Raw genomic sequence first — 16,837 nt, forward strand, 5'->3', positions numbered from 1 at the left:
TTTATACCATATCCCAAGCCTTATATCCACTAAAAACAAGCAATTACAGCAAGATAAATCATCCGACACGGGCTGGCGGCGCGCCCCAATCCGGCCTTCGCCACTCCATTCCTTCCCACAGCATGGCCAGCTGCGCAGAGGTCAAACGCGCGCTTCCGTCAGAGGCCGAAGGCCATGGGAAACGCCCCTTCGAGAGAACTTTATAATACAGACAAAATCCCTGTCCGTCCCAAAACAGCAGCTTTATCCTATCTCCCCGACGCCCACGGAATGCAAAGACTGCGCCGCTCGCAGGGCGCTGGCGTAGCACATCCTGTGCAATCGCCGACAGGCCGGCAATCCCCTTACGCATATCAGTGTAGCCGCAAGCCAGATAGACCCTAACCCCAGTGCCCGGACCAATCATGCCGCTTCCACCGCCTTTATCAGCCGGGTCAAGGCAGACGCATCGACATCTGTATCAATGCGCAAACTCCGGCCATTGCGCAGAACAACCTCAACCCGCCCGTCTTGCTCATCACTAACCGCACAAGGTCTCGATGCCTCAGGGTCCATTTCCAAAAACTCGACCGGCAAAAACACCGTTTCAGGGTCGTATGGCAAAAGGCCCTTCCTCTTCAGATCGTATCGCCAGCTATAGATCTGCTGCCGCGTCACATCATGACGCTGGGCAATCTGGGTCACTGTCGCCCCACCGACTCCAACTGACCGTACGATTGCCACCTTCTCCTCATCACTCCAACGTCGCCGCCGTTCAGCCCCAAGTATTTCTCCGCGCATCAATGCCTCCAATAAGGGACGTCGTTAACGACGTCGTTAAAGACATCTCATAACATCGCGAAGCGCCCAGAAGCAGGCGGTTCAAATCGGGTGGTTACCTTGCAGGAGCCGTGCGCGGAGCTTTGCTACTGCGGCTGCAAACCCTTTTTTTTAAAGTCCTCCAGTGCGGCTGTATCTTGCGCGTGATGGCGCGGGCGTGCTGTGAGTTTGACATAACCAAGCGCCCTGAGTTCCCGGCTTATCGACGTCTCGTGAAGTGAAATCCCAAATGTGTCTGCAATCCATTTCCTCAGATCACTCAGGCGCCAGCGGACGACCCCATGGACCGATAAGGTCGGACCGCTCTCAACAATTGCAGCAAGCGCCCTGCGCTGCTCATCGTTAAGCTTAGACTGCTGACCAGGAGCTTTGCCGTTGATCAAGCCGTCAGGCCCGCGGGCATTAAACCGCTCCACCCAGTCACGGACAATTTGTAGGCCAACACCACCAATCCGAGCAGCATCGCTGCGCCGACCGCCATCATAGATCTCCGCCAGCGCCAAAAGCCTGCGGGCTTGGTTGGCATCCTTTGTCTTTCGCGCAAGTTCTCTCAACTTCATGCCGTCGTAGTCTGTCCGTAACGCGAGCGCTGCGCCCATAGAGAGGCCCTCCCCAGAAAATCTGACGCCATTGAGTCAGATCTTCATAGATTTGGGAATCCCAAAACCCTCAGAAGAGTCAGATTTCGCGAGACTTGGTATAAGTTAACATGCTACCTCGTAAATTTCTTATACTTCACCCGCTTCGGCTCCAAAGCATCCGGCCCCAAACGCCGCTTCTTATCGTCCTCATAGGCCGCAAAATTGCCCTCGAACCACTCTACATGCGCCTCGCCTTCAAAGGCAAGAATATGCGTGCACAGCCGGTCGAGGAAGAAGCGGTCGTGCGAGATGATCACTGCGCAGCCTGCGAAATCTTCCAATGCCGCTTCCAGCGCCTGCAATGTTTCCACGTCCAGATCGTTGGTCGGTTCATCGAGCAGCAGCACATTGCCGCCTGCGCGCAGCAGTTTGGCCATATGCACGCGGTTGCGTTCGCCCCCCGACAGCAGGCCCACTTTCTTTTGCTGGTCGCCGCCCTTGAAGTTGAACGCGCCCACATAGACGCGGCTGTTCACTTCCGCATCGCCCAGCACGATCACATCCAGCCCGTCCGAGATTTCTTCCCACACGGTTTTCTTTGCATCCAGCGCATCGCGCGACTGGTCGACGTAAGAGAGTTTCACAGTGTCGCCAAATTCCACCGTGCCTGCATCGGGCTGTTCCTGCCCTGTCAGCATCCGAAACAGGGTCGATTTGCCTGCCCCATTGGGGCCGATCACGCCGACAATCCCGCCGGGGGGCAGGGCGAAGCTCAGGTCTTCGATCAGCAACTGGTCGCCATAGCCTTTGCGCAGGTTCTCGACCTCGATCACCTTGGCCCCCAGACGCGGGCCGTTGGGAATGATGATCTGGGCGCGGCCCACCTTTTCCCGCTCGGATTGCCCGGCCTTCTCCTCATAAGCCTGAATGCGGGCCTTGGATTTGGTCTGCCGCGCTTTCGCACCGGCCCTGATCCATTCCAATTCACGCTCCAGCGATTTCTGGCGGGCCTTGTCTTCGCGCGATTCCTGGGCCAGACGCTTGGCCTTTTGTTCGAGCCATGCGGAATAGTTGCCCTCGTATGGGATGCCGCGGCCCCGGTCCAACTCCAGAATCCAGCTTGTGATGTCATCAAGGAAATAGCGGTCATGGGTGACGATCAGGATCGTGCCCTTATACTCAATGAGGTGCTTTTGCAGCCAAGCGATGGTTTCGGCGTCCAGATGGTTGGTCGGTTCGTCCAGCAGCAGCATGTCGGGCGCTTCTAGCAGCAGCTTGCACAGGGCCACGCGGCGTTTCTCGCCCCCCGACAGGGTTTCGACCGAGGCGGTATCCGGTGGGCAGCGCAGCGCTTCCATAGCGACATCAATCTGGCTGTCCAGATCCCACAGATTCTCTGCGTCGATCTGGTCTTGTAGCGCGGACATTTCATCGGCCGTCTCGTCCGAGTAGTTCATGGCCAGTTCATTGTAGCGGTCCAGCTTGGCCTGCTTCTCGGCCACGCCCAGCATGACATTGCCGCGCACATCAAGAGTTTCGTCAAGATGCGGTTCTTGCGGCAGATACCCCACTTTCGCGCCCTTTGCGGCCCATGCCTCGCCGGTGAAATCCTTGTCCGTGCCTGCCATGATGCGCAAAAGCGTCGATTTGCCCGCACCGTTGACGCCGACCACGCCGATTTTGACACCGGGCAGAAAGCTCAGGCGGATATTCTCAAAGCATTTCTTGCCGCCGGGATAGGTCTTGGACACACCATCCATGTGGTAGACATATTGATAGGACGCCATGGTTGCTTCTCCGCTGCGAATTGGGTTTTGTGTTCCCTACAAGGGGTAGCGGTATCGCGCAAGGCTTGCGCAGTTGTCAGGTTCCCTTACGGAAATATCGCTTTTGTACACGCCAAGGCTTGTCAAACGGGTTTCAGTCGGTGCTAATGATTGCAACTTGATCAAAAAGGATCGCCATGCCAGCGCTGCCAGTCATCGAGATACGGGATCTGCACAAGTCCTATGGCACGTTGGAAGTGCTGAAAGGCGTCAGCATCAACGCGCAAAAGGGGGATGTGATTTCGTTGATCGGGTCGTCCGGGTCGGGCAAATCGACGCTGCTGCGCTGCTGCAACTTGCTCGAAGACAGCCAGCAAGGCGAGATCCTGTTCAATGGCGAGCCGGTGCACTGGAAAGGCAAGGGCCTGAACCGCCAGCCCGCTGACCGCGCACAAGTCACACGCATTCGCACCAACCTGTCGATGGTGTTCCAAAGCTTCAACCTCTGGGCGCATCTGAGTGTTTTGCAAAATGTCATGGAAGCGCCTGTGCATGTGCTGAAACAAGACCGCGCCGAGGTCGAGGCGCGCGCACGTGCACTGCTGGACAAGGTGGGTATCGGGGACAAGGCCGATGTCTATCCGGCGCAGATGTCGGGTGGCCAGCAACAGCGCGCCGCCATCGCCCGCGCCCTGTGCATGGAGCCGGAGGCGCTGCTGTTCGACGAGCCGACATCCGCCCTCGACCCCGAGTTGGAGCAGGAAGTTATCCGCGTCATCAAGGCTTTGGCGATTGAGGGGCGCACCATGCTGATCGTAACCCATGACATGCGCCTTGCGGCAGATGTTTCCAATCATGTCGTTTTCTTGCATGATGGAAGGATTGAGGAGCAGGGACCACCCGCGTCACTGTTCAAGTCGCCGCAATCGGCACGACTCAAGCAATTTCTCAGCCACTCACTGGTGGACTGAGGAGTTAAATCTCAAAGAAACGTCACAACACGGGAGAGACTGATGAAAAAAACAGCACTTACACTGGCCGCCTTTGCCGTCATGGCATCGAGCGCCATGGCACAGGATGTCGTCCGCATTGGCACCGAGGGCGCATATCCCCCCTGGAACTTCATCAATGATGCGAATGAAGTGGTCGGGTTCGAGATTGACCTGGGCAATGAAATCTGCGCGCGCGCGGAATTAACCTGTGAATGGGTTTTGAACGATTGGGATACGATCATCCCCAATCTGGTCGCGGGCAATTATGATGTCATCATGGCAGGCATGAGCATTACCGAGGCACGCAGTCAGGTGATTTCCTTCACAACCAACTATCTGCCATCGGACCCTTCGGCCTATATGGGTCTGGCGGGAACAGATGTTTCGGTCATTGATGACGGCGTGATTGCGGTGCAGTCCAACACGGTGCAGGCTGGTGTCGTCGCAGATGGCACTGCTGACGGGCTGGAATTCCCCACACCGGATGAAACCATCTCGGCGGTGCGCAACGGCGAGGCAGATGCCGTTCTGGCCGATAAGGCGTTTCTGGCACCTTATGTGAACGATTCGGGTGGCGAGCTGGAATTCATCGGTGATGACTTCTACCCCGGTGCAGGCACAGGTGCAGGCATCCGCCAGTCGGATGACGAACTGCGCGAGACCTTCACCAACATCATCGAAGAGATGAAGGTAGACGGGTCGATCAACGCGATGATCGAGGAATGGTTTGGCGACGGTATCGCCAAGTTCTGAGCCTGTTGACACCATAGCACCAAGGCCCCCTACGCGGGGGCCTTGGTCGCCGAGCGCGGGCCTCTCACATGTTTTCCTTTTGCACTGACCCTGCAACGCTGCCGCAATGGCAATGGTTCGCGTGTTACCTCACGACACCGACACATTTCGCGTTTTACCGCTCTTTCCTGATGGTCATGCTGTTGCTGGCCATAACGGCCCCGGTTGCACTGGCTTTGGGGCTGGTGGGGGCAATGGCCGTGCGTTCACGGATCTGGCCGGTCAGTTGGCTTGGCAAGGGCTATGTGAACATTGTGCGCGGTGTGCCCGATATCGTATTTTTCATGTTTGTGCCCATTGCCCTCGGCCAAGGTATCGAATGGGTGTTTCACCATATTCAATGCCCCGATTGGGATCAGCCTATCCGGCAAGGCAATGATTTCATTGTCTGTCGAGAGGCAAAAGTTCCGGGCGTGAACGCGCCTGCATGGGTGCGCAATGCCTATGCGTTTTCGATGGCAGTTGTCGCATTTGCGCTGGTTTTCGGGGCATTTGCCGCCAACACGCTCTATGGTGCCATGCAAGCCGTGCCCAAAGCCCAGATCGAGACTGCGGAAGCTTACGGCATGACCCGCGCGCAGGCTTTTCGCCGTATTATCATGCCGCAGATGTGGGTCTATGCCATTCCGGGCCTGTCAAACATCTGGCAAATCCTGATCAAGGCCACGCCGCTGTTGTTTTTGCTGGGCTTGCAGGATGCGGTCTATTGGGCGCGTGAGTTGGGCGGGCAGAAAACCTCGCTTTACACCTATCCACACCCCGATTGGCGCATGTGGTATTTTCTGGCGCTGCTGTGCTTTTACCTGTTCCTGACATGGGCGTCAGAGCGGGGCTTTGCACGGCTGAACAATCGCCTGTCACGCGGGCAGGCCACAGCGGCAGGCGAGCGTCATCGAAGGGGCGCAACATGAGAACCTGCGCCGAGAGTTTTGAAGGCTATATTTTGCGCGCGCTGGGGCGTGACTATGGCGAGCGCTTGTTGCCGCGCAATCTGGATATTACGCTGTGTGACCAGCTTTTCCTGATCGCCAGCGGTCTGATCTGGAATATCTATTTTGCAGCACTGGCGATCTTTGTCGGTTTCTTTCTTGCTGTAGCGGTGGCCGTTGCGAAATTCAGTGAGAACCGTCTGTTCAGCGTGCCCGCGAGTGCATTTGTCTTCGTCTTTCGCGGCTCGCCCTTGTTCATTCAGTTCTTTTTCTTCTACTCCGCCTTTGTGCTGTTGCCGCGCTCCGGGATTGATATTCCATTGGGTTTTGTCACGCTGACAGTGAACACCACTGCGCTGACGACGGCACAGGTGGGCGGGTTGATTGTACTGCTGCTGAACACGACTGCCTATTCGGCAGAGTTGTTCTTCGGCGCGCTGCGCTCTATCCCTAAGGGCGATCTGGAAGCCGCAGATGCTTACGGCATGGGCCCTTTGACCAAATTTCGCCGCGTGGTGTTCCCGTCCATGCTGCGACTGGCTTGGCCCAGCTATACCAATGAAGCAATCTTTTTGACGCATTCGACAACGCTTGTTTTCCTGTCTGCCTTTCCGGCGCGCCAACAAGCGGGCGAGGCGTTCTATTACGCCCGGTATTTCGTGGATCAGACATTCAACCCGTTTGTGGCGTATCCCATCGTCGCGGGGTATTTTGTCCTGCTGACGCTCGCAATTATCGGGCTGTACGGGCTGGTCAATATGCGCCTGAACCGGCATTTGCCCAAAGAACGCCGTCGGCGTATCCGCTTTCGTCCGCAATATATCCGGTGAATCATGAGGCCCGAAGGCTTGAACAATATCCGCATTGCCATTCCAGACCTGAATGGACAGGCGCGCGCCAAACGCGTGCCTGCTGTGCAATTTGACAAGATGATGCGGGGTGAGGCGAAAATGCCGCTCTCTGCGCTGAACCTCGATATCTGGGGCAATGACATTGATGGCAGCCCGCTGGTTTTCGCAACCGGCGATGCAGACGGGTTTTTGCGCCCGACCGAGCGCGGCCTGCTGCCCATGCCTTGGATCGGGCCAGAGGCGGCGATGCTGCCAATGTGGATGTATCATGAGGATGGTCGCCCGTTCGAGGGCGATCCGCGCCATGCCTTGGCGCGTGTCGTGCAGCGCCTGCACGCGCGCGATCTGCACCCTGTTACTGCGACCGAGCTGGAATTTTACCTGATCGACGATTCCGGGCCGGAGTTTCTTCCCCCCGCCAGCCCGATTTCGGGGCGGCGCGCTTTGGGTGCGGCCACCTTGTCGATGCGGATGCTGGACGAGTTCAACGCCTTTTTCGATGCGCTCTATGCCGGGTGCGAGGCGATGGGCATCGAGGCCGACACCGCCACATCAGAGGCGGGGCCGGGCCAGTTTGAAATCAACCTCGACCACGGCCCGGACCCCATGAAAATGGCGGATGACACATGGCTGTTCAAGATATTGGTGCGCAGGTTGGCCCGCCAGCACGGCATGGCGGCCAGCTTTATGGCCAAACCCTATGCCGGTGTGTCTGGCAGCGGGTTGCATATGCATGCCTCGCTTCTGGATGGGTCTGGGCGCAATGTGTTTGACAATGGCGGGCCGGAAGGGTCCGACATGTTGCATCATGCAATCGGGGGTGTGCTGGCGGCATTGCCGGACTCGACCTTGCTGTTCGCGCCGCATCTGAACAGTTACCAGCGCCTTGTCCCGCACGCCCACGCGCCGACAGGTGTTTGCTGGGCTTATGAAAACCGCACGGCCTCGGTACGGGTGCCGCTTGGCGCGCCCAAGGCCCGCAGGTTGGAACACCGCACCGCGGGCGGCGATGTGAACCCCTATCTGATGATGGCGGCCGTGTTGGGGGCCATGTTGGTCGGGATTGAAGATAAAACCGATCCGCCCGCGCCTGTCACTGGCGATGCCTATGCGCAGGATTTGCCGCAAATCCCCGAAACGTGGTCAGAGGCGTTGGACAAATTCGCACACTCCAAGGTGATGGCGCGCATCTTTGATCCGATGCTGATCGACAATATGTGCCGTACCAAGCGTCAGGAAATGGCAGGTCTGAGCGAGATGTCAGAACAGGCCGTGCGCGAGTTGTATCTGGAATCGGTCTGAACGCCGCCGCACGCGATCAACGCCGACCCTTGCGCGGGGCAGAGCGGGTGTGTAAGATTTGATCAAATTATGGGTGAAGACGGCATGAAAATCGGAATTTTGCAAACCGGGCAGGCGCCTGACGTCTTGCGTGCGAAGTTTGACGACTATCCGGCCATGTTCGAGGTGTTGCTCGCAGATCATGGCTTTGCGTTCGAGACATGGCATGTCGAGGGGATGCAGTTCCCCACCTCGGTGCACGAGGCCGATGGCTGGTTGATCACCGGCTCGCGGCATGGCGTGTATGAGGATCACCCCTTTATCGCACCACTGGAGCAGCATATTCGCGCCGCCTTCGCCGCAGGTTTGCCTGTCGTTGGCATTTGTTTTGGGCATCAGATCATGGCGCAGGCCTTGGGGGGCAAGGTTGAAAAGTTTTCCGGCGGCTGGGCCGTCGGCGCACAAAGCTATGAGATGGAGGGCGAAGAGCTTGTCCTGAATGCGTGGCATCAAGATCAGGTCATCCGCCCGCCAGAGGGTGCGCAAACGCTTGGCAGCAATGCCTTTTGTGAACATGCAGCACTTGCCTACGGCGCACAGGGCTATTCCGTGCAGCCACACCCCGAATATGACGACGCGTTTATTCAAGGCTTGATTGACACGCGGGGGCGTGGTGTCGTGCCGGATGCCCTGCTGCGACAGGCGGAAGCGGGGCAGGGCGGCGCGCGCGACTCTCATCGTGTTGCACAGCGCATCGCCGCACATTTCAAGCAATTTGCCCCCTCAACCGCCGGATCGGAGACCCAATGAGCACCTGGAAAGATATGATCCCACAGCCTGCGCAGGACTTTCTGTCCGGCAGGCGACTGGACGAGATCGAGTGCATCATCGCCGATATGGCTGGCGTTGCGCGTGGCAAGGCCATGCCAGCCTTCAAATTCGACGAGGCGTCGACCTACTATCTGCCCACCTCGATTTTCTTGCAAACCATCACCGGCGGTTGGGCTGAGTTTCGAGATGGGGCCGATCTGGAACCTGACATGATCATGCGCCCCGATTTCTCGACCGCAACCGCCGCACCTTGGACCGCTGACTGGACCTTGCAGATCATCCATGACGCCGAAGATGCTGACGGCGCACCCATTCCGACCGCGCCCCGCAATGTGCTCAAACGGGTCTTGGCGTTGTATCATGCCGAAGGCTGGCAGCCGATCATTGCCCCCGAAATGGAATTCTTTTTTGTTGCCCGGAACACGGACCCGAACATGCCGATCATCCCGCCGATGGGCCGCACCGGCAGGCGCGCGGCGGCGCGGCAGGCCTATTCCATGTCGGCGGTTGATGAATACGGCAAAGTCATTGATGACATCTATGATTTCGCCGAAGCGATGGGGCTTGAGATTGATGGCATCCTGCAAGAAGGCGGGGCAGGGCAGGTCGAGATCAATCTTGCACATGGCGACCCGATTACGCTCGCCGATCAGGTGTTCTATTTCAAACGCATGATCCGCGAAGCCGCCCTGCGCCATGACATGTTCGCTACCTTCATGGCAAAACCCATCGAGGGCGAGCCGGGCAGCGCGATGCACATGCACCACTCGGTTCTGGACACGAGCACCGGGCGCAACCTGTTCTCGACCGATGAAGGGAAAAGCACGGATGCGTTCATGCATTTCATCGGCGGGTTACAACGGCACCTGCCCTCTGCGGTGGCGCTGATCGCGCCCTATGTGAACAGCTATCGCCGGTATGTTCCCGATTTCGCGGCCCCAATCAATCTGGAATGGGGCAATGACAACCGCACAACAGGGTTGCGGATTCCCATTTCCTCGCCTGCGGCGCGCCGTGTCGAGAACCGTTTGGCCGGCATGGATTGTAACCCTTACCTTGGCATTGCGGCGTCGCTGGCCTGTGGCTATCTGGGGCTGAAGGAACAGCTTGGCCCGCGCGAGGAATGCCGCACCAACGCCTATATGGATGACAACGAGTTGCCCATGACGCTTGGCGCAGCCGTGGATATGTTCGAGGGTGCGAGCGTCTTGCACGAAATTCTGGGACCGGAATTTTGCAAGATATACGCTGCCGTCAAACGCGATGAATATAACGAATTCCTACAGGTCATCAGCCCGTGGGAGCGCGAGCATCTGTTGCTGAACGTATGAACCTGTTGTTTGCCAATGACCGCGCGGGGGAATATCCGCCCAGCTACTATGCGGCAACGGCCACGCCGCCTGCGGCTTGCCCTGCGCTGCAAGGGGCGGTGCGGGCAGATGTGTGCATCATTGGCGCGGGCTATACCGGATTGTCGGCTGCGTTGCATCTGGCAGAGCGCGGCTATTCCGTCATCGTGCTGGAGGCGCACCGCGTGGGCTTTGGCGCATCGGGGCGCAATGGCGGACAGGTCAGTCCCGGCCAGCGCATTGAGCAGGACGCGATCGAGGGCATGGTTGGTCAGGACGATGCGCGCAAACTGTGGGATATCGGGCTGGAATCGCGCGATCTGGTGCGTGATCTGATTGCGCGACATGATATGGATTGCCCGTTCAAACCCGGTGTTATCCATGCCGATTGGAACGCGCGCGACGTCCCCCACGCCCATGCCTATGCCGAGAAACTGGCGCGGGACTATGACTATCACGACATCGAACCGCTGGACCGCGCCGCGATCCAGCAGAGCGTCAAATCGGCGGCCTATCAGGGGGGCACGCTGGATCGCGGGGCAGGGCATTTGCACCCGTTGCGCTTTGCCTTTGGCCTTGCGCGGGCCGCACAGGCCGCTGGCGCACAGATATGCGAAGGCTCGCTCGTGGTTGATATTCAGCAAGGCGCGACTGTCAAAGTGCACACACAAACCGGCCATGTCGAGGCAGATCATGTCCTGCTGGCTGCCAATGGCTATATGGGCGGGCTGGTGCCGCAAGTTGCCGCCAAGGTCATGCCGATCAACAACTTTATCATTGCGACCGAACCCCTTGCGCCAGATACTGTACTGAGCCGCGATGTTGCTGTGGCTGACAGCAAATTTGTCATCAACTATTTCCGTTTGTCCGAAGATGGGCGGCTGCTGTTTGGCGGGGGCGAAAGCTATGGCTACCGCTTCCCCGATATCGTCAAGACTGTCCGCAAGCCGATGCTGGAGGTGTTTCCGCAGTTAAAGGATACGCGGATTGACTACAGTTGGGGCGGCACTCTGGCAATCACGATGACGCGGTTGCCTTGCTTCATGCGGCTTGCGCCAAATGTCCTGTCTGCCTCGGGATATTCCGGGCATGGCGTGGCGATGGCGACAATGGCGGGCAAGATCATGGCTGCAGCGATAGCGGGACAATCGGAACAGTTCGATACAATGGCCCGCGTGCGCCTGCCCAGTTTTCCGGGCGGTCGCGCGTTGCGCAGCCCTGTTCTGGTGTTGGCGATGACGTGGTTTGCTTTGCGTGACAGGCTTGGGATTTAGCCTGTCAGACATCGGGGGCAGGGCGGCGGCGTGCGCCGCCTTGCGCGCAGCATCTGCTACTTGTTCAGGGTCGAAAGTTTTTGCTGCAATTCAGATAATTGCTTCTTGATCTCGTCCAACTCATCACTGTCGGTTGATGGCGTGGTGGTTGATGTTGGAACGCCCGGCCAACCGGCCATCATGGTTTTCATGAAGGCTTTTTGCTGGCGCTGCATTTCTTCGAAACCCGGCATGTTTGCCATCGGATTGGCGCGGGTCATGTTGTCCACGATTGTGGACTGCCCGTCCCGCAGCATCTCGAATGACATGGCCAGAAATTGCGGCACAACGCTTTGGGCTTGCGTGGTGTAGCTGCGCACCAGATCGTTCAGCACCTCTAGGGGCAGCACACTTTCGCCCCGGCTTTCATGCTCGGCAATGATTTGCAGCAAATATTGCCGCGTAAGGTCGTCGCCGGATTTCAGATCCACGATTTGAACTTCGCGGCCAGAGCGGATGAAACCTGCAATATCTTCCAGCGTCACATAGTCACTGGTTTCAGTATTATACAGGCGGCGGCTGGCATAGCGCTTGATCAACAGCGGCTTTGCGGTGTCTGACATGGATATCCCCTCGCCCATGAATATGCGTTGCCTCAAGACTAGGCGAGGTTTGCATAAAAGGAAAGGGCGAGCGTCATGCGCTCGCCCTTTGATCAGGCATCAACCGGGAGGAAGTGACGCCCGTAAATTTTTCGCGTCAGATTACTTGGTCGAAGCAGTCTTTGCAGCTTTGGTTGCTGTGTCAGTTGCTTTCTTGACAGCAGCAGAAGCTTCTTCCTGCATGTCTTTGCCAGCAGCCATCATCAGTTCAACTGTGTCCATCTGGACTTTTTTCGCGATTTCAGCGAAAGCAGCGACATGCTCTGATGTCATCTCTGCCGAAGCCGAAGCGAAGTCGGACATGGCTTTGGAGTAATCAGCAGGGTCTTCCTTGATGGTCGACACTTCGCCAACTTTCGCCAGCGTTGCTTTTGTCCATTTGGTCGAAACTTCTGTGGACTTTTCAGCAGCTTCGAGAGCAACTTTGCTCATCTTTTCTGCCATTGCGGCTTGCGACTTGAACATGTCCTGCATTGCAGAAGTGTCCATTGGGAACGCGCCCATCATGTCTTTCATCATCTTTGTGTAATCGTTGTTTGCAGCAGCCATGTCAGCTCTCCTTGCGTTTTAATTCCGCAGATCGCACTGTGCTCTCTGCCTCTGCAAACAATATGCATGCTGCGGTGCAGCATTTCAAGTATTTTTTCTGCACTGCAGCATAATTTTTGAGATTTTTTCCAACCCTATGACATCGCGTCATTTTTAGAACTTACAACATAGGTGCCAGGCGCGTCACACAGGGCTTCATACTCCGAATCACCCGCTATACGCGCGGGAACCTGCGCACCAGAGCGCCTGCGCAGCCATTCTTCCCAATGCGGCCACCACGACCCCTCATTGAATGTCGCGCTCTCTAGCCAATCCTCTGGCACGCCCGATGGCGCTTCCCCTGTGTAGTGACCATACTTCTTCTTGCTGGGGGGATTGATGATCCCTGCGACATGGCCTGATTGGGACAGCACAAATGTCTTGTCGCGGCTGCCCATCTTCGAGATGCCGCGGAAACTGGACCGCCACGCGGCAATGTGGTCTGTCTCACATGCAATCGCACAAAGCGGATGCTTGACCTCGGAAATATTCACATCCTCGCCACAGATGCGGAATGTCTCGGCGGCGAAGCGGTCATTCTGGCAAAGCCCGCGCAGATACTCCACACACATCCGGCCGGGCAGGTTCGTGCCGTCGCCATTCCAGTACAGCAGATCAAATGCGGGCGGCGCTTCGCCCATCATATAGCTGCGAATGGCTGGCCCATAGATCAGATCGTTGGAGCGCAGATACGAGAAAGTCTGCGACATGAAGGAGCTGCCAAGATAGCCCTTGTCCGCGCATTCCGCCTCGATCCCGTCGACGAAATCATCTTCCAGAAAGACGCCAATCTCGCCCTGATCCGAGAAATCCGTCAATGTGGTGAAGAAGGTGGCCGAGCGCACGGATTTGTCCTTGCGCTTGTTCATCAGCGCCAGAACCATCGACAAGGTTGTCCCCGCGATGCAATAGCCGATGACATTGACCTGCTTCTCCTTGGTGATTTCACGCGCGACACGGATCGCTTCCAGATACCCTTCCTCGACATAGGTATCCATGCCGACATCCGCATAAGAGGCATCGGGGTTCACCCATGACACGACAAACAGCGTGTAACCTTGGTCGACAATCCATTTGATAAGGCTGTTTTGCGGCTTCAGGTCCATGACGTAGAATTTGTTGATCCACGGCGGGAATATGATCAGCGGTGTGCGATACACCTTTTCCGTTGTGGGGGTGTATTGGATCAACTCGAACATGCGGTTGCGAAACACCACCTTGCCTGGTGTGGTCGCAATATTCTCGCCAACGGTAAAGGCGTCTTTGTCGGCCAGTGTGACTTGAAGTTCGCCCTTATGGGCTTCGATATCACGCACAAGGTTTTCCAGCCCGCGCACAAGGCTTTCGCCTTCTGTCTCGACAGCTTTCATCAAGGCATCGGGGTTGGTGGCCAGAAAGTTCGTAGGCGCCATCATGTCGGTGATCTGCTGCGTGAAATAGGCAAGACGCCGCTTTTCACGTTCCGGGATCGAATCGAGCGATTGCACGGTGTGGTGCAGCGCTTCGGTTGCGATCAAGTATTGTTGCTTGAGGTAATTGAAATAGGGGTGCGATTTCCACAACGGGTTGGCAAAGCGCCGATCATCCGAAGTGTTGTCCTCGGGGGCTACCAGCTTGCCCTTGCGCAACACTTCTTGCGCCTCGACATGGTGTTTCAGGGCCTTGCCCCAATATTCAAGCTGTTGTTCCAATGCCTTAGAGGGCTGCTTGACCATCTCGGTCCAATAGGCGGTTGCCGCATGCATGAACAGATCCGAATCGGGCGCTTGCAAGCTTTGTCGGGGGGGATCACGATGCGCAAGCGCTTCGGTCAAGCGTTGGGTCAGTTCCTCAATGCGCGCTAAATTTGCCCGCATGCGTACTACTTTTTGATCATCTTCATATTCAGAAGTTGTCATAGTATGAATTCCCCCGTATCCTTTGCAGGTGCAGCAAAGATCTCCTCACGTGATCTTAACCTTGTACAGGTACGATGAAAAGCGACGATTCTGTATGGAATATGTCGTCAACGCAGAATGGGGACAGACATGAAGGGTATGGCGACCTACGACATGATGGAGTCGATTCGGAATACGAATGAATGGATGGGCGCGTCCGCCCGCGCCTTCGCTTCCTATCCAATGTGGGGGCTGACCCCCAACCCGATGTTCAAGGTCATGTCCGCTTGGGGCCGCGTTGCGGAACGCAGTTTTGCACGCATGGTGATCAAGCCTGACTGGGGCATTACCAGCATAGTGGGCGAGGATGGGCGCGATCATATGGTCGAAGAAGTTGTCGAAGTGCCGCGCCCCTTCGGTGATCTGCTGCGCTTCAAGGTACATGGGCGTCCTGAAAAGGAACGCCGCGTTTTGCTCTGCGCGCCGATGTCGGGGCATTATGCAACGCTTCTGCGCTCGACCGTGGCCAGCTTGTTGCCCGATTGCGAAGTCTGGGTGACCGACTGGCACAATGCGCGCGACATTCCAGTGTCCGAAGGTAAATTCGATATTGAGGATTATTCCATCTATCTGATGGATTTCATGCGCCATATGGGGCCGGACACGCATGTGATTGCTGTGTGTCAGCCGGTGCCGCTGGCCTTGGCCGCAACTGCCTATCTGGCCGAACAAGACCCCGATGCACAACCGCTGACACTGACGCTGATCGGCGGGCCGATTGATCCCGACGCCGCACCGACCGAAGTTACGGATTTTGGCCGCCGCGTGACGATGGGACAGCTGGAGCATCTGGCGATTCAGCGTGTGGGCTTCAAGAATCAGGGGGTCGGGCGGCTGGTCTATCCGGGGCTTCTACAACTCGGCGGGTTCATTTCCATGAATATGGAGCGACATGCACAGGCTTTTGCAGACAAGATATCTGCCGAAGCGCGCGGCGATGGCGGCGAGCGTGACAAGCACAACCGGTTTTATGATGAATATCTGTCGGTCATGGACATGACCGCTGAATTTTATCTCTCGACGGTCGAGCGGATTTTCAAAGACCGCGAAATTGCGCGCAACGCCTTTACGGTGGATGGGCACAAGGTTGATTTCTCGAAGATCACCAATGTCGCCGTCAAGATCGTGGAAGGCGAGAAGGATGATATCAGCGCACCGGGGCAATGCCTTGCTGCGCTCGATTTGCTGACAGGGCTTCAGCCCGACCAAAAAGCCAGCCATCTGGAGCCGGGCGCGGGACATTACGGTATTTTCGCAGGAAAATCCTGGCGCAACAATATCCGCCCGCTGGTGATGGAATTCATGGATGCCCATTCTGGTGACGACGGTGGCAAGAAAGCGAAACTGACACTGGCCGCGTCGAACGGCTAACCAGATTTGCGACCACCGCGCTCTTGGCCCCGGACATGTTCCGGGGCCTTTTGCATGGGCGAGAGGTTCGGCAATCGATCGTTGTTGCGCGACCGTGTCAACGCGCCAACATCCACAGCGCGACACAGGCCAAAACCAGCGCAAACCCCCGATTAAGTAGCCGCGCCTGTCGCGGATCACGAAAGCGCCGCAAAAACAGATCACCTGCGACGGTCCAAAGGCTAAAGGCCACCAGATTGTTCAGCGTGAACACTGTCGTGACACAAAGCACCAGTGCGACACCCGGCGCAGGCGGCAGGAATTGCGCGAACATGGCGGCGATGATGACATAGGCCTTGGGGTTGAATACCAGCAGAACTGCCCCGTCCAATACGCTGGCCTTGACGGTGTCACCCTTTTGGCGCTGTTGGCCTGCGGCCCAGAACCGCACGGCCAGCCACAGGATATAGGCACTGCCGGCATAGCCAATGGCCACAAATAGCGCGGGCGCCATGGGTGCGACCGACGCGAATCCCAACCCGATTGCGGATGTTACAAACCATGTTGCCAGATGATAGCCAAGGCTTGGCGCGAGACTGGCGCGCCATCCATAGCGTGCGCCGATGGCTGCAAAGACCAGATTGCCGGGGCCGGGGCTATAGGCAAGTGGGAGCAGGAACAAGAGCAGCGCGACGAACATGCCTTAAACCTTTCAAAGGATGGATGTGTGTCTGTGCCACATTGCTGGCACTTTGCGCGACCCGTATCCTGCGCAAAGTAATGGCTGGCGCGTTTTTCGCCTGAGGGCATTTCATTTCAGCCCCATGCGCATTAGATGATGCTATCTATATCCTCA

The 16,837-nt window shown here is 57.2% G+C and carries 17 protein-coding genes; 9 read left to right on the forward strand and 8 right to left on the reverse strand.

Annotated elements, in window-relative coordinates:
* Nucleotides 1-58: 58 nt before the first annotated feature.
* The 4 genes from tnpB to ettA all read right to left on the reverse strand — a co-directional run bounded on the left by tnpB (nucleotide 59) and on the right by ettA (nucleotide 3,187).
* Complete coding sequence (gene tnpB, locus BD293_RS06310; RefSeq protein WP_142080138.1) at nucleotides 59-406, reverse strand: IS66 family insertion sequence element accessory protein TnpB; 348 nt, start codon at nucleotides 404-406, stop codon at nucleotides 59-61.
* Entirely contained in the window at nucleotides 403-780 is a 378-nt protein-coding gene (gene tnpA, locus BD293_RS06315; protein WP_142080137.1) for an IS66-like element accessory protein TnpA, read from the reverse strand. The genes tnpB and tnpA overlap by 4 nt, the downstream gene beginning before the upstream one ends.
* 125 nt (nucleotides 781-905) lie before the next feature.
* Nucleotides 906-1,418, reverse strand: a complete 513-nt coding sequence (locus tag BD293_RS06320; protein WP_142080351.1) for a helix-turn-helix domain-containing protein — start codon at nucleotides 1,416-1,418, stop codon at nucleotides 906-908.
* Between the two features lie 113 nt (nucleotides 1,419-1,531).
* A complete protein-coding gene (gene ettA, locus BD293_RS06325; RefSeq protein WP_142080352.1) occupies nucleotides 1,532-3,187 on the reverse strand; it encodes an energy-dependent translational throttle protein EttA in 1,656 nt (551 codons plus the stop codon).
* Nucleotides 3,188-3,363: 176 nt separating this feature from the next.
* On the opposite strand from ettA, the gene BD293_RS06330 reads away from it, so the two are divergent.
* The 8 genes from BD293_RS06330 to BD293_RS06365 all read left to right on the forward strand — a co-directional run bounded on the left by BD293_RS06330 (nucleotide 3,364) and on the right by BD293_RS06365 (nucleotide 11,465).
* Nucleotides 3,364-4,137, forward strand: a complete 774-nt coding sequence (locus BD293_RS06330) for an ABC transporter ATP-binding protein (protein ID WP_142080353.1) — start codon at nucleotides 3,364-3,366, stop codon at nucleotides 4,135-4,137.
* A gap of 42 nt (nucleotides 4,138-4,179) precedes the next feature.
* Entirely contained in the window at nucleotides 4,180-4,911 is a 732-nt protein-coding gene (locus BD293_RS06335; RefSeq protein WP_142080354.1) for a transporter substrate-binding domain-containing protein, read from the forward strand.
* A 68-nt stretch (nucleotides 4,912-4,979) separates the two neighbouring features.
* Nucleotides 4,980-5,861 carry an ABC transporter permease gene (locus BD293_RS06340; protein WP_142080355.1) on the forward strand — a complete coding sequence of 294 codons (882 nt, stop codon included), beginning with the start codon at nucleotides 4,980-4,982 and terminating at the stop codon, nucleotides 5,859-5,861.
* The gene (locus tag BD293_RS06345) at nucleotides 5,858-6,709 is read left to right on the forward strand and encodes an ABC transporter permease (protein ID WP_142080356.1); all 852 of its coding nucleotides are present in this window, start codon (nucleotides 5,858-5,860) and stop codon (nucleotides 6,707-6,709) included. Before BD293_RS06340 ends, BD293_RS06345 begins: the two co-directional genes overlap by 4 nt.
* Nucleotides 6,710-6,712: 3 nt before the next feature.
* On the forward strand, nucleotides 6,713-8,032 hold the full coding sequence (locus BD293_RS06350) for a glutamine synthetase family protein (RefSeq protein WP_142080357.1): 1,320 nt from the start codon (nucleotides 6,713-6,715) through the stop codon (nucleotides 8,030-8,032).
* Between the two features lie 84 nt (nucleotides 8,033-8,116).
* Nucleotides 8,117-8,821, forward strand: a complete 705-nt coding sequence (locus tag BD293_RS06355; RefSeq protein WP_142080358.1) for a type 1 glutamine amidotransferase — start codon at nucleotides 8,117-8,119, stop codon at nucleotides 8,819-8,821.
* Nucleotides 8,818-10,173 (forward strand): glutamine synthetase family protein, encoded by a 1,356-nt coding sequence (locus BD293_RS06360; RefSeq protein ID WP_142080359.1) that lies wholly within the window; start codon nucleotides 8,818-8,820, stop codon nucleotides 10,171-10,173. The genes BD293_RS06355 and BD293_RS06360 overlap by 4 nt, the downstream gene beginning before the upstream one ends.
* Nucleotides 10,170-11,465: an NAD(P)/FAD-dependent oxidoreductase gene (locus tag BD293_RS06365; RefSeq protein ID WP_142080360.1), complete on the forward strand. Its 1,296-nt coding sequence runs from the start codon at nucleotides 10,170-10,172 to the stop codon at nucleotides 11,463-11,465. The genes BD293_RS06360 and BD293_RS06365 overlap by 4 nt, the downstream gene beginning before the upstream one ends.
* A gap of 56 nt (nucleotides 11,466-11,521) precedes the next feature.
* Here BD293_RS06365 and phaR read toward each other — a convergent pair whose 3' ends face one another.
* The 3 genes from phaR to BD293_RS06380 form a co-directional block, all read right to left on the reverse strand.
* Nucleotides 11,522-12,067 (reverse strand): polyhydroxyalkanoate synthesis repressor PhaR, encoded by a 546-nt coding sequence (phaR, locus tag BD293_RS06370; RefSeq protein ID WP_142080361.1) that lies wholly within the window; start codon nucleotides 12,065-12,067, stop codon nucleotides 11,522-11,524.
* A gap of 141 nt (nucleotides 12,068-12,208) precedes the next feature.
* The gene (locus BD293_RS06375; RefSeq protein ID WP_142080362.1) at nucleotides 12,209-12,655 is read right to left on the reverse strand and encodes a Phasin; all 447 of its coding nucleotides are present in this window, start codon (nucleotides 12,653-12,655) and stop codon (nucleotides 12,209-12,211) included.
* Between the two features lie 134 nt (nucleotides 12,656-12,789).
* Nucleotides 12,790-14,550, reverse strand: coding sequence for a PHA/PHB synthase family protein (locus tag BD293_RS06380; RefSeq protein ID WP_342781391.1), 1,761 nt, complete (start codon nucleotides 14,548-14,550; stop codon nucleotides 12,790-12,792).
* A gap of 171 nt (nucleotides 14,551-14,721) precedes the next feature.
* Here BD293_RS06380 and phaZ point away from each other — a divergent pair, with 171 nt between their 5' ends.
* The gene (gene phaZ / locus BD293_RS06385; RefSeq protein ID WP_142080364.1) at nucleotides 14,722-16,002 is read left to right on the forward strand and encodes a polyhydroxyalkanoate depolymerase; all 1,281 of its coding nucleotides are present in this window, start codon (nucleotides 14,722-14,724) and stop codon (nucleotides 16,000-16,002) included.
* A 97-nt stretch (nucleotides 16,003-16,099) separates the two neighbouring features.
* Here the strand turns inward: phaZ and BD293_RS06390 are convergent, their stop codons facing one another.
* Nucleotides 16,100-16,681, reverse strand: coding sequence for a LysE family translocator (locus tag BD293_RS06390; RefSeq protein WP_142080365.1), 582 nt, complete (start codon nucleotides 16,679-16,681; stop codon nucleotides 16,100-16,102).
* Nucleotides 16,682-16,837: the final 156 nt, after the last annotated feature.

The sequence above is a fragment of the Roseinatronobacter monicus genome, assembly GCF_006716865.1.
GTDB classification, from domain to species: Bacteria; Pseudomonadota; Alphaproteobacteria; order Rhodobacterales; family Rhodobacteraceae; genus Roseinatronobacter; species Roseinatronobacter monicus.

What these genes read in the sequence shown, in the direction of transcription:
- tnpB (WP_142080138.1), bottom strand. Translation starts at nt 406, where the DNA reads ATGATTGGTCCGGGCACTGGGGTTAGGGTCTATCTGGCTTGCGGCTAC.
- tnpA (WP_142080137.1), bottom strand. Translation starts at nt 780, where the DNA reads ATGCGCGGAGAAATACTTGGGGCTGAACGGCGGCGACGTTGGAGTGAT.
- BD293_RS06320 (WP_142080351.1), bottom strand. Translation starts at nt 1,418, where the DNA reads ATGGGCGCAGCGCTCGCGTTACGGACAGACTACGACGGCATGAAGTTG.
- ettA (WP_142080352.1), bottom strand. Translation starts at nt 3,187, where the DNA reads ATGGCGTCCTATCAATATGTCTACCACATGGATGGTGTGTCCAAGACC.
- BD293_RS06330 (WP_142080353.1), top strand. Translation starts at nt 3,364, where the DNA reads ATGCCAGCGCTGCCAGTCATCGAGATACGGGATCTGCACAAGTCCTAT.
- BD293_RS06335 (WP_142080354.1), top strand. Translation starts at nt 4,180, where the DNA reads ATGAAAAAAACAGCACTTACACTGGCCGCCTTTGCCGTCATGGCATCG.
- BD293_RS06340 (WP_142080355.1), top strand. Translation starts at nt 4,980, where the DNA reads ATGTTTTCCTTTTGCACTGACCCTGCAACGCTGCCGCAATGGCAATGG.
- BD293_RS06345 (WP_142080356.1), top strand. Translation starts at nt 5,858, where the DNA reads ATGAGAACCTGCGCCGAGAGTTTTGAAGGCTATATTTTGCGCGCGCTG.
- BD293_RS06350 (WP_142080357.1), top strand. Translation starts at nt 6,713, where the DNA reads ATGAGGCCCGAAGGCTTGAACAATATCCGCATTGCCATTCCAGACCTG.
- BD293_RS06355 (WP_142080358.1), top strand. Translation starts at nt 8,117, where the DNA reads ATGAAAATCGGAATTTTGCAAACCGGGCAGGCGCCTGACGTCTTGCGT.
- BD293_RS06360 (WP_142080359.1), top strand. Translation starts at nt 8,818, where the DNA reads ATGAGCACCTGGAAAGATATGATCCCACAGCCTGCGCAGGACTTTCTG.
- BD293_RS06365 (WP_142080360.1), top strand. Translation starts at nt 10,170, where the DNA reads ATGAACCTGTTGTTTGCCAATGACCGCGCGGGGGAATATCCGCCCAGC.
- phaR (WP_142080361.1), bottom strand. Translation starts at nt 12,067, where the DNA reads ATGTCAGACACCGCAAAGCCGCTGTTGATCAAGCGCTATGCCAGCCGC.
- BD293_RS06375 (WP_142080362.1), bottom strand. Translation starts at nt 12,655, where the DNA reads ATGGCTGCTGCAAACAACGATTACACAAAGATGATGAAAGACATGATG.
- BD293_RS06380 (WP_342781391.1), bottom strand. Translation starts at nt 14,550, where the DNA reads ATGCGGGCAAATTTAGCGCGCATTGAGGAACTGACCCAACGCTTGACC.
- phaZ (WP_142080364.1), top strand. Translation starts at nt 14,722, where the DNA reads ATGAAGGGTATGGCGACCTACGACATGATGGAGTCGATTCGGAATACG.
- BD293_RS06390 (WP_142080365.1), bottom strand. Translation starts at nt 16,681, where the DNA reads ATGTTCGTCGCGCTGCTCTTGTTCCTGCTCCCACTTGCCTATAGCCCC.